Origin of the sequence: Microbispora siamensis (genome assembly GCF_016863095.1) — a bacterium.
Classification (GTDB): Bacteria; Actinomycetota; Actinomycetes; order Streptosporangiales; family Streptosporangiaceae; genus Microbispora; species Microbispora siamensis.
In genome coordinates this window covers 15,457-30,304 of the sequence record NZ_BOOF01000042.1, presented here as the reverse complement: position 1 = coordinate 30,304, position 14,848 = coordinate 15,457, and the positions used below count along the sequence as shown (strand labels likewise).

14 protein-coding genes are annotated in these 14,848 nt (G+C 72.3%); 6 read left to right on the top strand and 8 right to left on the bottom strand.

The genetic code is table 11. The features are described from left to right. Positions 1 to 17: 17 nt before the first annotated feature. Positions 18 to 650 carry a TetR/AcrR family transcriptional regulator gene (locus tag Msi02_RS31725; RefSeq protein WP_204051600.1) on the bottom strand — a complete coding sequence of 211 codons (633 nt, stop codon included), beginning with the start codon at positions 648 to 650 and terminating at the stop codon, positions 18 to 20. Positions 651 to 717: 67 nt separating this feature from the next. On the opposite strand from Msi02_RS31725, the gene Msi02_RS31720 reads away from it, so the two are divergent. From Msi02_RS31720 to Msi02_RS31710, 3 genes are all read left to right on the top strand, one after another. Next, on the top strand, positions 718 to 1,548 hold the full coding sequence (locus tag Msi02_RS31720) for an ABC transporter ATP-binding protein (RefSeq protein WP_239108892.1): 831 nt from the start codon (positions 718 to 720) through the stop codon (positions 1,546 to 1,548). After that, positions 1,535 to 2,296 carry an ABC transporter permease gene (locus tag Msi02_RS31715; RefSeq protein WP_204051598.1) on the top strand — a complete coding sequence of 254 codons (762 nt, stop codon included), beginning with the start codon at positions 1,535 to 1,537 and terminating at the stop codon, positions 2,294 to 2,296. Before Msi02_RS31720 ends, Msi02_RS31715 begins: the two co-directional genes overlap by 14 nt. A 101-nt stretch (positions 2,297 to 2,397) precedes the next feature. Further along, on the top strand, positions 2,398 to 2,832 hold the full coding sequence (locus Msi02_RS31710) for an SRPBCC family protein (RefSeq protein ID WP_142564211.1): 435 nt from the start codon (positions 2,398 to 2,400) through the stop codon (positions 2,830 to 2,832). A gap of 90 nt (positions 2,833 to 2,922) precedes the next feature. Here Msi02_RS31710 and Msi02_RS31705 read toward each other — a convergent pair whose 3' ends face one another. Next, on the bottom strand, positions 2,923 to 3,630 hold the full coding sequence (locus tag Msi02_RS31705) for a Uma2 family endonuclease (RefSeq protein ID WP_204051597.1): 708 nt from the start codon (positions 3,628 to 3,630) through the stop codon (positions 2,923 to 2,925). A gap of 451 nt (positions 3,631 to 4,081) precedes the next feature. Here Msi02_RS31705 and Msi02_RS31700 point away from each other — a divergent pair, with 451 nt between their 5' ends. After that, the gene (locus Msi02_RS31700; protein ID WP_204051596.1) at positions 4,082 to 4,813 is read left to right on the top strand and encodes a hypothetical protein; all 732 of its coding nucleotides are present in this window, start codon (positions 4,082 to 4,084) and stop codon (positions 4,811 to 4,813) included. Positions 4,814 to 4,816: 3 nt separating this feature from the next. Here Msi02_RS31700 and Msi02_RS31695 read toward each other — a convergent pair whose 3' ends face one another. The 4 genes from Msi02_RS31695 to Msi02_RS31680 are packed head-to-tail and all read right to left on the bottom strand — an operon-like array spanning position 4,817 to position 10,315. Continuing rightward, entirely contained in the window at positions 4,817 to 5,911 is a 1,095-nt protein-coding gene (locus Msi02_RS31695) for a type III PLP-dependent enzyme domain-containing protein (protein WP_204051595.1), read from the bottom strand. Continuing rightward, complete coding sequence (locus tag Msi02_RS31690; RefSeq protein WP_204051594.1) at positions 5,908 to 7,530, bottom strand: IucA/IucC family protein; 1,623 nt, start codon at positions 7,528 to 7,530, stop codon at positions 5,908 to 5,910. Before Msi02_RS31690 ends, Msi02_RS31695 begins: the two co-directional genes overlap by 4 nt. Positions 7,531 to 7,532: 2 nt before the next feature. Then, the gene (locus tag Msi02_RS31685; protein WP_239108891.1) at positions 7,533 to 9,152 is read right to left on the bottom strand and encodes an IucA/IucC family protein; all 1,620 of its coding nucleotides are present in this window, start codon (positions 9,150 to 9,152) and stop codon (positions 7,533 to 7,535) included. Beyond that, positions 9,137 to 10,315: an ATP-grasp domain-containing protein gene (locus Msi02_RS31680; RefSeq protein ID WP_204051593.1), complete on the bottom strand. Its 1,179-nt coding sequence runs from the start codon at positions 10,313 to 10,315 to the stop codon at positions 9,137 to 9,139. Before Msi02_RS31680 ends, Msi02_RS31685 begins: the two co-directional genes overlap by 16 nt. A gap of 103 nt (positions 10,316 to 10,418) precedes the next feature. Here Msi02_RS31680 and nudC point away from each other — a divergent pair, with 103 nt between their 5' ends. After that, positions 10,419 to 11,339: an NAD(+) diphosphatase gene (gene nudC / locus Msi02_RS31675; RefSeq protein WP_079315457.1), complete on the top strand. Its 921-nt coding sequence runs from the start codon at positions 10,419 to 10,421 to the stop codon at positions 11,337 to 11,339. A gap of 1 nt (position 11,340) precedes the next feature. On the opposite strand, the gene Msi02_RS31670 is transcribed toward nudC, so the two are convergent. Together Msi02_RS31670 and Msi02_RS31665 are read right to left on the bottom strand one after the other, a co-directional pair. After that, positions 11,341 to 11,580, bottom strand: coding sequence for a mycoredoxin (locus Msi02_RS31670; RefSeq protein ID WP_030507399.1), 240 nt, complete (start codon positions 11,578 to 11,580; stop codon positions 11,341 to 11,343). A 76-nt stretch (positions 11,581 to 11,656) separates the two neighbouring features. After that, positions 11,657 to 12,670, bottom strand: a complete 1,014-nt coding sequence (locus Msi02_RS31665; protein WP_239108889.1) for an alpha/beta hydrolase — start codon at positions 12,668 to 12,670, stop codon at positions 11,657 to 11,659. Positions 12,671 to 12,787: 117 nt separating this feature from the next. Between Msi02_RS31665 and Msi02_RS31660 the strand changes: the two genes are divergently transcribed. Continuing rightward, positions 12,788 to 14,842 (top strand): ATP-dependent DNA helicase UvrD2, encoded by a 2,055-nt coding sequence (locus tag Msi02_RS31660; RefSeq protein WP_239108887.1) that lies wholly within the window; start codon positions 12,788 to 12,790, stop codon positions 14,840 to 14,842. The last annotated feature ends 6 nt before the right edge of the window (positions 14,843 to 14,848 follow it).

Sequence of the window (14,848 nt, the reverse complement as noted above, 5' to 3'; positions counted from 1 at the left end):
GCCGCGGGAGCCCGCGGTCAGTCCTGCCCGCCCGCGACGGCCTTGATCAGACGCATCAGGTCGTCCAGGTCGGCCTCGAACTCGGTGTCGAGGTCGGACGGCAGGTCGAGCCACGGCGCGAGCCTGCTGTGGCCGGGAAGCTCGCCCTCGGGCAGCCGGCCGCGGCGGCCGCGCGGGTCGAGGGAGCCGGTGCCGAAGCGGCCGGAGGCCTCGGAGGCGGCGAATCCGATCACGAAGGTGGCGATCAGGCGCTCCAGCCGGGGCACCTCGCGGTCCGGAACCCCGGCCTCGATGAGTGCGGTGTAGATGAGGTCCACCACTCGTACGGCGTCCGGTGTGACCGCCGGCCGGGAGAAGAGCAACTGCGCCGCCCAGGGATGTCGCCGGGTCATCGTACGAACGGCGTGCGCGAGGGCGGCGAGCCGTTCGTCCCACGCCTGATCCTGCCCCGCGTCGGGCGGCAGGAGCCCGGCGAGGAGCCGGCCGACCATGCCGTCCAGGAGTTCGGCCTTGTCGCTGACGTGCCGATACAGCGCCATCGGCGTCACTCCGACACGCTCGGCCAGCGCACGCATCGAGACCTTGCCGATGCCGTGCTCGTCGGCGATCGCCAGCGCGGCGTCCAGGATCTCTTCCCTCCTGCCACTCACGTGTATACAGTGTAGACGTATACGGTGTAGACCTGGTGGGGGCGGGATGCTCGTCGCGGAGGGGTTGGTGAAGCGCTACGGCCGGCGTAGCGCGCTCGACGGCTTCGACCTCGCGGTCGCGTCCGGCGAGATCGTCGGCCTGATCGGGCACAACGGAGCGGGCAAGACGACCTTCGTCGAGGTCGTCACCGGCCTCGTACGCCCCGATGCGGGCCAGGTACGCATAGCGGGTCGTTCCGGTCGTGCCGTACGTCGGCTGCTCGGCATGGCTCCGCAGGAGTTCGCGCTCTACAACGGCGTCAGCGTGCGCGACAACCTGCGGCTGTTCGCCGGGCTGGCCGGGCTGCGCGGGCGGCGCAGGGACACGGAGATCTCCCGCGTCCTGGACGAGCTTCACCTCGCCCCGCTCGCGGACCGGCTCGCCGGCGTCCTGTCCGGCGGCCAGCGCCGCCGCGTGCAGGCGGCCACCGCCATGGTGGGCTCGCCGCCGTTGCTGCTGCTGGACGAGCCGACCGCGGGCGCCGACCCGGAGACCCGCTCGGCCCTGCTGGCAGCGGTCAAGGCGCGTGCCGAGGCGGGTGCCGCGGTCCTCTACACGACCCACTACCTGCCGGAACTCGTGGATCTCGACGCGACCGTGGCGCTCGCCCGAGCCGGTCGGGTCGTCGCGCGCGGCACCCAGCAGGAGCTGACCCGAGGCCTGCCGGGCGAGCTCAGGGTCACCTTCGCCGACCCCGCCGAGCCCGAACTGCGCCTGCCGACCGTCAACCCCGGCGCCGACCTTGCCGCGTTGCTCGCCGCGGGCCGTACGCCCACCTCCGTCGACGTACGCCGTCCCAGCCTGGACGATCTCTATCGCTCACTGGAAGCCGGGAAGGCTCGTGATGTCGCCGCGTGAGTCCGTGTTCCGTACGGGCGTCCTGGTCCGTCACAACCTGCTGCTGATGCTGCGCGAGCCCGGCCCGCTGCTGAGCCGGATGATCCTGCCGCTCGCCTTCCTCACCCTGCTGCGCCCGCTCTACGTGGCCGCACAGGGGCGGGCCGCGGGCACGGAACAGGCCGTCGTCGGCACGCTGGTCACCTTCTCGCTGCTCGCGCTCAGCATCTCGGGCAATACGATTCTCACCGAACGGCTCGGCCGGACCTGGGACCGCATGCGCGGCACGGCCCTCCACCCGGCGGAGATGCTCGTCGGCAAGGCCGTGCCCGTCTTCGCCGCTCTGCTCGCCCAGCAGGTGCTGATCATCGGCTTCGGCGTGTGCGCCCTGGACCTGAGCGTTCCCCACCCGCTCCCGCTGCTGGGCGTCCTGCTCTGCTGGAGTTGCACCCTGCTCGGAGTCGGCGCGCTGCTCGGCGTGCTTGTCCGGAGCACGGGCGAACTGTCGGCGGCGTACGACATCGGCGGCATGCTGTTCAGCAGCCTGGGTGGCGCGCTCGTCCCGCTCGACGCACTGCCGGGGTGGGCCGCCGCCGTGGCACCGGCCTCTCCCGGATACTGGGCCGTCCAGGGCCTGCGCGCCGCCATCGCCGGGGATACGCACACCGTGGCGACGGCCTGCGGCGTGCTGCTCGTGGTCGCGTCGGCCTCCGGCGCCCTGGCCGCTGTCCGCCTCCAGGGGCGCGGCGGACGCCTGGTCGCACTGTGACCCGGACGCCTCCAGCGGCCTCCGGACAGGATCCCCAGTGCGGTGACCGCAAACGTTCACCGGGTTCAGTTGTAGCTCGACCAGCCTTCTAGCATTGCCGGATGATCGAGCTTCAAGAGGACGGGGAAATCGCCTGCCCGGCCGCGCTGGTGTGGGCGATCGTCGCTGACTACGGCCAGGATCCACGCTGGCGGAAGGGCGTCAAGACGATGGCGCCGCGACCCGAAGGCATCGTCCAGGTGGGCACGACCACTGCTGAGGTGATGCGGTTCGCGGGCCGGACCTATCGCAACGGCGGCGAGGTCATCCAGGTGGAGCCGGGTCGTTCGTTTGCCTGGCGCACCACCTCGGGGATCGACGCCGAGGGCGGCAGGCTGGTCGAGCCGCTCGGCGAGGAACGGTGCCGCTTCACCTTCCACGTGCGCGTCACCCCGCGCGTGACCTCTGAGAAGTTGCTGGAGCCGGCGCTGAGATGGTTGCTGCGGCGGTCGATCCGCGCCGACATTCGCCGATTGGCAGGCCTTTGTGCTTCTTGACCCCGAGGTCACCCGTTGCAGGGCTGCTGGGACGATCAGCTACTCATGTCGCGTAATCACCCGACCCGATGAACGTTTGCGGTCACCGCACTAGTCGAAGAGCGCGCTCGTCTCGATCTTGATCCCGAACGGTTCGGGCAACTCCAGGACCTCGCCCTCCTCGACGGTGACGATCTGCCGGTACGCCTGCCGGTGGTAGTCGAGAGGCTTCAGATCGGAGAGAGGATCGCTCATCAGCGTCACTCTGCGCGGAGACGTCACGGGGTCCACGATCAGGTAGAGCGGTACGCCCGCCCGCGCGTAGTCGAGCGGCTTCTCCTGCCAGTCGACCTTGTACGTACCGGGCGAGCACACCTCCACCACCAGAAGAGCGCAGTACCCGCGCATGCGCATGGTATCGAGCTGCTCGACTTCGTCCGGGGCGACCATCAGGTCGGGCAGCCGAAGGTCCTGGTACGGCGGGATGTGCACCCCCCAGTTGTGGTGGAACCGCCAGCCGTTCGCCAGCTTCAGAGGGATCAGCAGATTGGAGAGCCTGTCGACGATGTATGTGCTCTCCCTTCCCATGGGCGGCGTCACGACGACCTGCCCGAGACGAATTTCCGCCCGATAACCGGCGTCGTGGAGTTGCATGCACAGGTGCAGCACCTCGTCAGGGAGCTCTTGGGGCTCTTCGGGCTTCCCGGCCTCTGGGGGCTCGTGCTCGTCGGAGACGAGATCGTCGGGGACGGGAGCGTCCTGCTTCTGTGGGACGGGGTGGTCGTGCCTGCCGTGCTTGGTCGGCTTCGTGAGGGCCATGTCGCCATCCTCTCCTGCTCCTCCATCTGATGGTACGGAAGGTTTCCGGAACGCCACGGAAAGTAACAGGGGAGTGAGGGGAAGGAGATTCTTCGGAGGGGGCGGCGAGGTGAAGGAAAGCCGCACCGAGAGGAGGAAAACCGGCTCTGTGAATCGGTCATGAACGACGAACCTGCCGCAAACGTCCCCCGCCGGGATCGGGATTCTCCGCGAGCGCGAATACTTGTTCCGCCGACGCCGACTATTCATGATCGGCTATGAATGGCCTATGTCGGTTTTGCGGATGGCGATGGCGGTGGCCTGCGTCGCGGCGGTGGCCGGGTGTTCGGCGTTGGCGGGGCTACATTCCCCGGAACCGCCGGATCTCACGCTCCCTCTCGACGCCTACAGTCTCGGTGCGAAGGATCGCGCCCAGGTAATACGAGCCCGGTTCATGCTGATGGAGGAATGCATGCGCCATGTGGGGCTCGATTTCCGGTTTCCCGCCGTCGAACCGGTGACCGACCTGCGCAACGTCGATCTCCTCGGATGGCTCGACCCTGAAAAGGCCAAGAAATCCGGATATCTGCAGGAAGGACGGCATCCGGATGAGATGACCGGCGTCCCGTCGTACTCCATCCCCGACGATGAGTTCTATGTGCTGTATGGGAAGGTCCGGCGGTTCCGCGGGCGGACGGTGCCGCCTGGAGGCTGCATGGCCAAGGCCGACGCCCTGCTGAACCGGGGAGCGCGGGGCGTGGCCCCGGCGGATGCCGACAAGAGGTTCGACGAGGACGAGGTTCCGCGTTACGTCGACAGCGCGGCCGACCTCGCCCTCAAGGACCCGCGGATCGCGGCGGCCGAACGCGAGTGGAGCGACTGCATGCGGTCGGAGGGCTTCGACTACCGGAGCACCGACCAGGCCGCCGGAGACCGGCGCTGGGCGGCGACCGTCAACGACGACTCGATCGGCCGGAGCCCCAAGCCGCGCGGCACGCGGGCCGAGATCGACACGGCGGTCGCGGACGCGGAATGCCGGGCCGAGACCGGCTACTCCGCCGTACGCCGCACGGTCCACGTCGAGGCCCAGAACCGAGTCATCGACCGGAACCGTGCCCGGCTCGACGTCATCAGGTCGCTCAACCAGGCCCGCCTCGCGAACTCCGCCAAGGTCCTCCACGGCACGCTGACCCTGTCCTGGTGAGGTTCAGCGCAGGTAGTGGAACGTCGGCTTCGGATGCATGAGGAAGTCGTGGTGGGAGATGTTCCACGCGTACGCCCCGGCCATGGCGAAGGCCACGACGTCGCCGACGGCGAGTGCGGCGGTCACCCCGCGCGCGAAGACGTCCTTGGGGGTGCAGAGCCGGCCCACCAGGGTCACCCGCCCGTCCTCGCCCTCCCCGCTTCTCGCAAGGACGGCGAAGGGCTGGTCGTGTCCCTTCGTGACCGGGGTCCGCAGGTGGTGCGTGCCGCCGGAGAGCACGGCGAAGCGCTCCCCGTGGACGCGCTTCACGTCGAGCACCGTCGTGAGATACCACCCGCAGTAGGCCGTCAGGGCGCGTCCCGGCTCCACGCGCAGCGTCTCGCCCGGCCGGGCCAGCGCCCGCAGGTCCGCGCCGTACGCCGCCCAGTCGAACCGCTCCTCCGGGCGGGTGTAGGAGACGGCCATGCCGCCGCCCAGGTTGAACTCGCGCAGCCCGAGGCTCCTGCCGTACGCGAGGACGGCCTCGGCGAGCGCGAGCAGGCCGGGGGCGGCCAGGCCGCTCGCGAGGTGGGCGTGGACGCCGCGCAGCCGTACCGGCGAGGACCCGAGCAGGGCGAGGCACTCGGCGATCCCGTCCGGGTCCATGCCGAACGGCGTGGCACCGCCGCCCATCGCGAGGGCCGCACCGGTGACGTTCACGTCGAGGTTGACCCGCAGCAGCACGTCCGCCGGTTCGCGCAGGCGGCGCAACTCGGCCGGGCTCTCGACGTGCCACCGGTGTGCCGAGGAGGCGAGGGCCAGCTCGGCGTCGGTCTTCCCCGGCCCGCCGAAGCTCAGCGGGACCTCCGGCAGTACCGCCCTGACGTGTGCGAACTCGCCGCCGGAGGAGACCTCGAAGCCGTCCACGTGCGGCGCGAGCGTCCGCAGCACCTCGGGGTCGGGATTGGCCTTGACGGCGTAGCAGATCTCCGTTCCCGCCAGGGCGGCCCGTACGCCGGCCGCGTGGCGGGCGAGCCCGGCCAGGTCGTAGACGTAGGCGGGGACGTCGTCCAGCGACTCGGCGGCCCTCCGCACGCCCGCCGGAACCTCGATGCTCATCGGCGCTCTCCTTCCGCCGCGCCGAACGGGTTCGGGACGGGCACGTATCCGGCGGCCCGGTCGGCCGCCCTCGCCCAGCGCACGCCCAGGTTGGCCTTGGCCGGCAGCGGCGCCCCGGCCAGCAACCGGGTCAGCGGCGCGGCCGGGTCGGTGGCGTGGTCCGCCACGTAGCGCTCCAGGCACTCCCGGGCGACCGCCCACAACGAGCGCAGCACGCCGTCCGCCCCTGTATCGGCCCCTGTATCGGCCGCTGTCGCGGCCACCTCCGCCAGGTGGTTGACGAACAGGCAGTAGGCGACCCGGTCCCAGCCGCGCGCGGCGTCGTACGACAGGGGGCCCGCCACCTCGCCCGGCACGCCGGTCAGGTCGTGGCGGCCCGCGACCAGCTTGGTGCCCTCCAGGTCGCGGAAGACCGCCTCGACCGGCCAACCGGCGGCGTCGAACCCGACGAGCACGTTCTGCACGTGGGCTTCGAGCACGACGCCGTGCCGGAAGAAGGCGTCGAGCACCGGGAACGCGACGCGCTCGACGTACGCCTCCCACCACGCGACCGGGTCGGCCGTCCGGCGCGCCAGGACGGCCTCGGGCACCCCGTCCGCACCGGCGGCCAGGGCGCCGGCGAGGACCGGCGTGGTCCCCGGCCCGCACACCGCCCACGGGCCGGTACGGACGATCACTCCGAGCCCTTCGAGCAGCCGGGTACCGAGGGCGGCCGAGCGGTAGCCGGGCTCGGGCAGCCACCGTGTGCCGGGAAAGCGCCGGGCCAGCCGCTCGAAGACGGGGCCGAGCCGCCGGGTCAGCTCGACGGCGCCGGACAGCTCATACCACGCGTTCTTCCGCACGCAGTTGGTGATCCGCACGTCCAGGCTGAACTTCAGGCACATGCCGGTGCCCGGGTCGTACACGGTCCGGACCGACGAGGTGGGCACGACCGCGCGGGGGCCGGTCCCGAGGTCGAGCAGGCGCCCGTCCGCGAGCGGTTCGCGCAGTTCGGCGGCCAGCAGGTCGAGCTGCCAGGGGTGGGCGGGCAGCGGGACGTATCCCGCAGGCGCGTCGCCGAACGCGTCGAGCGCCGCCGTGTCGCCCTCCTGGGCGACCAGGTCGGCGCGCACCCCGAGCAGCCGCGGCGCGAACCGCGCGTGCGTCTCCGGCGCGTAGTCCAGCCAGCCGTCGCCCGAGCGGGCCTTGGGAGCGGGGTGGAACGGGTGCCCGGCCACGAGGGCCTGCTCGGAGGCGAGCCACGGGTCGGCGGGCGGGACGGCCCGCGCCCGGGCGGCCAGGATCGCGGCGACCGCCTCCCGCCCGGCGCGCACCTGGGCGGCGAACTCCGCGTTGCCGCCATCCAGCTCCCGTTCCACCAGTGCGACGAGGGAGGGCAGGTCAAGGGGCCGCCAGTGTCCCTCCGCCAGGTGCTCGGGCGGGCCGTCGAAGCGCAGCGCGATGCCGCCGCGGGCGCGTACGCGCACCAGTGTGCCGGCCACACGGAGCGTCAGGTGGGGCCCGGCGGCGCGCACATGGCCACGGGGGCCGCCGACCTCGCGCAGCCAGCAGCGCAGCAGCGCCCCGAGCGCCGCCTCCTCGGCCGGGGCGGCGTGCGGGTCCAGCAGGAGGCGGTCCATGCTCAGGCACCCCTCAGATAGTTGGGGCCGGTCGTGCCGTAGAACTTGTTGACGTCCCTGGCCCCGGTGCGGTCCTTGGCCACGAGCGTCCCGGCGACGACCATCGACTTGCCGGTGAGACGGGCGGCCTCCAGCGTGCGGGCCCGCAGCAGCCGGGCCATCGGGTCGTCCCCGTACGGCTCCAGCGCGGCCCTGAGCGCCTGTGTGACCACCGCGGCGCCGGAGCCAGGCAGTACGCCGTGGGCCACGGCCGTGGCGGCCAGATGCAGGGTGATCGTCACGAAGACGTCGGCGAGCGCGTAGGGGTCGTCGGTCAGCATGCGCTCGTCGCCGAAGCCGGGCGCCTCGATTCCCGCCGCGTGCAGCCGCAGGGGCGAGGCCAGCAGCCCGTCGTTGTCCTTGACCAGCAGCCGCATGGGCCCGTCGCCGAACACCAGCGCGAGGTTCTGCTGGTGGGCCTCCAGTGCGACGCCGTACCGGACGAACAGCGTGACGTTCCACGCGAGCAGCACCGTGAGGTAGTCGCGCAGCAGCGCCTCCACGTCGCCGCCGTGGTGGCGCTCGGCCACCTCGTGCACGACGAGCCGCCCACCGGAGTCGGCGAGCGGCGCGAGCAGGGCCGCGACCGGCACGATCTCCCCTTCGGGCAGGGCGCGGACGAGCCAGCCCAGGTATTCGTGCTCCGCGTGCCCGTAGGTCTGCTCGTCGGCGAGGCAGACGCGCAGGCCGGGCTCGCGCGCCAGGATCTCGCGCAGCAGCGACTCGGCCAGCGCGCCGTCCCGCAGGGTGCCCGGTTTGATCGAGCGGCGGTTGCGCAGGCCCAGCGTGCTCGCCGGGAGCGGCACCTTGAGATGGACGCGCTCGGAGACCTCGACCGTACGGGTGGACAGGGTCGGCCGCACGGTCACAAAGGGCCGCGGGCCCGCGACCAGCCCGGGAAGCCCGGCCACCAGCGGCTCCGTCAGCGGATGGACGGGAAGGAGCACGTGCGTGCGGGCCAGGCCGGGCGGCAGCCCGACGTCTCCGGGCGCGGGCCACCAGCCGGGGAGGTCCGGCCGGGAGAGCGTCACCCGCTCGCGCGGCGCCGCCGTCCACCGCATGGCGAACTCCGGGGCGAACTCCGGGGCGTAGGCCGCCAGGCCGGCGGGGGAGATCCCGAGGCGGCACCGGGCCGTCGGGTAGAGCGGATGGTCCACCGCGGCCGCCAGCGACTCGTAGCGGATGAGGCCGTGCCGCTCGCGCAGCCGCCGGGCCACCTCGCCGCGCATCCGGTGGTGGGTCTCCAGGGCCGCGAGCGTCTCGTGACACTCCCGCTCGAAGGCGGCGACCCCCTCGGCGTCGGCGGGGTGGGCGACGGCCTCCAGCGTCTCCAGCACCTCCGCCAGGCGCAGGCGCTCGTACGGGGCCGTGGCGAAGTCCTGGAACGGGTTGCCCGCCGTGAGCCCGACCCGCCGTCCCGAGGTGAGGACGATCGCGACCCCGTCCTTGTCGTGGGTGACCCTGGCGGAGATCCCGGCGTAGTCCTCCCGCAGCAGGGCGTTCAGCACCCGCGCGGCCAGGTAGTGCTCCCGGTCCGTGGTCTCCTGGTCATCGGGGGCCGCCGGGATCATGCGAGCACCCAAGGGTGCTCCTTCCTGAAGGTGTCGATCGCGGTGTCGACGCTCGCGCGGTCCGGGCCGACGGCGCGGAGCAGGCCGAGATAGTCGCGGTTCGTGCCCGTCACCTCGACATGATCGCCGATCTCGCGCAGCGCCCGGTGCCACAGCCGTACGCCGTCCTCCGTACCGGGCGGGGACAGGTCCGCCGGGTGGAGGTCGGGCGGCGCGGCGGTGACCGTGCCGGAGCGCTCGGCCACGAGGCTCACCACGGCCCCGTACGCCGCGCGAAGGCCGTCCGGATCGAACACCGGCAGCGGTTCGCCCGCGTGGACGCGCAGGATCCACTGGTGCAGGGGGACACCGAGCAGGTCCGCCAGCAGGAAGTCGCAGTTGTCGCCGATCAGCCGGTAGTTGATCTCGATGACGCGGGGGCCGTCCCGGGTGACGGCATACTCGGTGTGGCACACGCCGAAGCCGATCCCCGCCGCGTCGAGCGCCGCGCTCAGGTGAGGCAGGTGGCCGGCGTCCGGGGGCCGCCAGTCCAGGCGCTCCTCCACGAAGTGCGGCAGCGGGCCGAGCGTGGTCGCGAACCCGCCGAGCACGTGCCGCACGTCGCCGTCGCCCAGCGTCTCCAGCGTGCGGAGCGGCCCGTCGAGGAACTCCTCCGCGACCAGGACCTCCTCAGGCCGCCGCTCCCTGATCTCCGCGACGGCGGCGGCCAGCGCGTCCCGGTCGTCCACCAGTACGACGTCCTCGCTGGCCACGCCCAGCGCGGGCTTGACCACGACCGGGTACGGCAGGTCCTCGGGCACCTGCCCGCCGGGCGGCAGCCGTACGGACCTGACGGGTTCGACGGCGGCGAGGGCGCGGCGGGTGAGCGCCTTGTTCTTGGCGGTGACGCAGGCCCGCCAGTCCTTGCCGGGCAGGCCGAAGTACGCGGCGGCGAGCGCGGTGGCGGCCTGGAGATGGTCGGAGTTGGAGAAGATCACATCGGGCCGGTGGTGTGAGGCCACCGCGTCGATCACCGCCCGGGGGTCGCGGACGTCGGCCGCCACGACGTCGTACCCCGAATACCGATCAGGCTGGTCGGTGAGTATCGTCACGTCCCAGCCCAGCGCGGCCGCGGCGGGAAGGAATCCGCCGGTCACGGAGTCGGTCGGGTTGAGCGTGGTGAGGTACAGCCGCACCGGCCCTCCATAGGTAAGGCTAACCTAAGCGACTGCATCCTAGCGGGATCGCGATCTCTTGGCCGGAAGATTGCCGGGGCGGCGGCAGTGGAAGGATGACGGCGTGGAAATCCCCGAAGGACTGCTCGGCCCCCTGCTCCTGGCGAGGAGCGCCATCGACAGATCGGCGGCACTGCGCGGCGACGAGGAATGGCTGCGGCGCGCGTGGGAGGCGGAGAAGACGAGAGTCCTCCTCATCCACGACGGCCGCACGCTGGTCCGCCGCTTCACCGACGGCGCGGCCCTGGTGCTCACCTCGCCGGCCGAGGCGCCGGAGGGCACCCGTTACCTGCTGGGCGTGGACGAGGACGGCGTGGCCTACTTCGCGGTCAACGCGCCGCTTCCCGAATCCCCCCAGAGCACCGGCGACGCGGCGGGCCTCAGGGAGGCCGCGGTGCTGCTGGACGACCGCGACGCCGGGCTCCTCGTCTACGCGGTGGCCCTGGAGGCGTGGCACGCGACGCACGAGTACTGCCCGAGGTGCGGCAGCCTCACCGACGTCACCGCGTCGGGCCACATGCGGGTGTGCCCGCGCGACGGCAGCCAGCACTTCCCGCGCGTCGACCCCGCGGTGATCATGCTGGTGCACGACGACGAGGGCCGCATCCTGCTCGCGCGGGGCCCGGAGTGGCCGCAGGGCCGGATGTCGGTGCTCGCCGGGTTCGTCGAGCCGGGGGAGTCGCTGGAGCACGCGGTGGTCCGCGAGGTCCTGGAGGAGGTGGGCGTCGCCGTCACCGCGCCGCGTTATCTCGGCAGTCAGCCCTGGCCGTTCCCGCGCAGCCTGATGCTCGGCTTCTTCGCCCGCGCCGTCACCACCGACCTGCGTCCCGACCTGGAGGAGATCGCCGAGGCCCGCTGGCTGTCCCGGGAGGAACTGGAGGCCGCGGTGCGTTCGGGCGACCTGGTGCTGCCCGGCCAGGTCTCGATCGCCCGGCGGCTGATCGAGACCTGGTACGGAGCGCCGATCCCCGACACCGGCTGGTGAATCAGCAGGCGCCTTCGAGGTGCCGCTTCACCTCGGCCACCGAGGGGTTGGTCATGGTGTGGCAGTCCGCGACCACCGTGGGGACGACCTGGTTGCCGTTGTTCACGCTCGCGACGAAATCGGCGGCGTCCGGGTGGCGCTCGATGTCGACCTCGCTGAAGACGATGCCCTCCCGGGTGAGCTGGCTCTTCAACCGCTTGCAGGGGCCGCACCAGCTCGTGGTGTAAACCGTCAGCGCCATCTGTCGTCCCTTCCGTGCGCATCACTGTTGCCGAGAGCAGTCATGGCAACATCGCGGACGCGCCGCGTGTTCCCGGCTACGGGGCCACACGCCCCAGGCGGGCGACGATCCAGGCCTGGACGGTCTCGGCGACCCCCGGCTCCCGGTACAGCGGGGCGCTGTGCTGGGTGCCGGCCATCGTCTTGACGGTCATCTGGACCCCGACGCTCTCCAGCGACTCCTTGAGAATCTCGCTCTGGTAGGGCGGGACGAACTCCTCCGAGGAGTGGACGGTGAGCATCGGCGGGTCACCGGCCGAGGCGTGGAAGGGCACCTCCATGCTCGACCAGACGCGCGGGCACTTGGCCGGCGTGCACCCGCCGGCCAGCCTGATGGCCGCCCTGCGCAGCTTCTGCTGCTCCTTGCTGCCGAACACGCTGCCGTCCGCGAACGCCGACAGCGGCGAGACGGGCGGGGAGATCCCGACGACGCCGCGCAGGCCCGGGCGGCCGTCGCCGTACGCGCCGACGGCGGTGGCGAGGTGACCTCCGGCGGAGAACCCGACCAGGACGTAACGGTCGGGGTCGGTGTTGAAGAACGCCGCGTGCCTGCGCACGGCGTTGACGGCGGTCAGCACGTCGGTGCGCTGCGCCGGCCAGGCCGCGTCGCCCGACAGCCGGTAGTCGAGGTTCACGACGGTGTAGCCGAGCTGGGAGTAGCTGCGGCTGATCGACGTCATGTACTTCTTGTCGCCCCCGGACCACCAGCCGCCGTGGATGACGAACACGGCCGGGCGCCGCGGGCCGGCGGTGTGCCACCACACGTCCATGATCTGGCGCGCGTGCGAGCCGTACGCGTAGGTGCGGATCCGCACGTCGGGCGGCGTGAGCGCCGGCGAGGGCGAGGCCGACGGGGACGGCGAGGGTGACGGGCTCGCGGTGGGCGACGGGGAGGGCCCGGCGGAGGGCGCCGCGGACGGAGCCGGGGAGGCGGAGGGGTGATGGACGGGGTCGCCCGCCGAGGTGGCCGCGTGGGCGTCCGGCGGGGCGAGCATGAGGGCGGCGAGGGCGGCGACGCCCATCCCTAAAGCAGTTCGGACCGCGGTGGCCACGGCGTGTTCCTCCCCGATGTCGCGTCGTGCGCCGACCGGTCCCCGGGACACGCTCGGTCGGCTGCTGGAAGGATGATGCCAGTAACAACGTCCGCAACGCATGTTGGGAGCCGTTCCTTGGACGTCCTCGACGGTCTGGATCCCGAGCAGCGCGAGGTCGCCCAGGCGGTGCGCGGACCGGTCTGCGTGCTCGCCGGGGCGGGGACCGGCAAGACCCGCGCCATCACGCACCGCATCGCGTACGCCGTGCACACCGGGGTCGTCGAGCCGCAGGGTGTGCTCGCCGTGACCTTCACGACCCGCGCGGCGGCCGAGCTGAAGCAGCGGCTGCGCGGCCTCGGGGCGCCCGGCGTGCAGGCCCGCACGTTCCACGCGGCGGCCCTGCGCCAGCTCAGCTACTTCTGGCCGCGCGTGGTCGGCGGCGACCCGCCGCAGGTGGTCGAGTCGAAGCTGCCGCTGCTCGTGGAGGCGGCCAGGCGCCTGCGCAGGAACCCCGACCGCGGCGAGCTGCGCGACGTCGCGAGCGAGATCGAGTGGGCGAAGGTCACCCAGATCGGCCCCGAGGACTACCCGGCCGCCGCCGCCAAGGCCCGCCGCACCCCGCCGATCGCGCCCGAGGAGGTGGCGCGGCTGTTCGAGGGGTACGAGGACCTGCGCCGCCAGCGCAACCTGATCGACTTCGAGACGATCCTGGAGCTCACGGCGGCGGTGATGACTGAGCACCGCGAGGTCGCGGCGCAGATCCGCCAGCAGTACCGCTACTTCGTGGTCGACGAGTTCCAGGACGTCAACCCGCTGCAGAAGCTGCTGCTCGACACCTGGCTCGGCGGGCGCGACGACGTGTGCGTGGTGGGCGACCCCAACCAGACCATCTACTCGTTCACCGGCGCGACGCCCCACTATCTGACCAACTTCGCCGTCGAGCACCCCTCGGCGGCCGTGATCAGGCTGGTGCGCGACTACCGCTCGACCCCGCAGGTGGTCACGCTGGCCAACCGCGTCATGGCGCGCTCGCCCCACCGGCTGGAACTGGTCGCCCAGCGGCCGGACGGACCCGAACCGGTCTTCACCGAGTACGACGACGAGCAGGCCGAGGCGCTCGGCGTCGCGCTCACGGTCAAGAAGCTGATGGCGGACGGCGTGCCCACGCGCGAGATCGCGGTGCTGTTCCGGGTCAACGCCCAGTCGGAGGCGTACGAGCAGGCGTTCACCGACGCCGGCGTGCCTTACCTGCTGCGCGGCGCGGAGCGGTTCTTCGAGCGCCCCGAGGTGCGCCAGGCCGTGGTGCTGCTGCGCGGGGCGGCCCGGTCGTCGTCCGAGGAGCCGCTGGCGCCCGCCGTGCACGCGATCCTGTCGGGCATCGGGCTCACCGCGGAGCCGCCCGGCGGCGGCAAGGCCAGGGAGAAGTGGGAGTCGCTCAAGGCGCTCGCCGACCTGGCCGAGGACATGGCGGCCGAGGGCGCCGACCTGCCCCGGTTCGTCGGCGAACTGGAGCGCAGGGCGATGGAGCAGCACGCGCCGCCGGTCGAGGGCGTGACGCTCGCCTCCCTGCACGCCGCCAAGGGCCTGGAGTGGGACGCGGTCTTCCTCGTCGGCCTCACCGACGGCATGGTCCCGATCGTCTACGCGGAGACGCCGGACCAGATCGAGGAGGAGCGGCGGCTGCTGTACGTCGGGATCACCCGCGCCCGTGAGCACCTGCACATGTCGTGGGCGCTCGCCCGCTCGCCGGGAGGCCGCCGCGCCCGCAGGCCGTCGCGCTTCCTCGACGGGCTGTCCCCCCGTACGGCGAGCCTGGCCCGGCCCGAGCGGCCGGGAGGCCAGGGCGGCCGGGCGAAGCGGTCGGCGGCGCCGCTGCACTGCCGGATCTGCGGCAAGACGCTCTCGGTCGCGGCCGAGCAGAAGCTGGGCCGCTGCGCGACCTGCCCGGCGGACTACGACGAGGCCCTGCTCGAACGGCTCAAGGCGTGGCGCACGGCGGAGGCGAAGGAGGCCAAGGTGCCGGCGTACGTCGTCTTCACCGACGTCACCCTCCAGGCCATCGCCGAGCGGGTGCCCACCTCAGAGGAGGACCTGCTCGCGATCGCCGGAATCGGACGCGTCAAACTTGAGCGGTACGGCGACGCGGTCCTCGAGCTCTGCCGCGGCGCCGATAGTGTTACCGACGAGTAATACCCG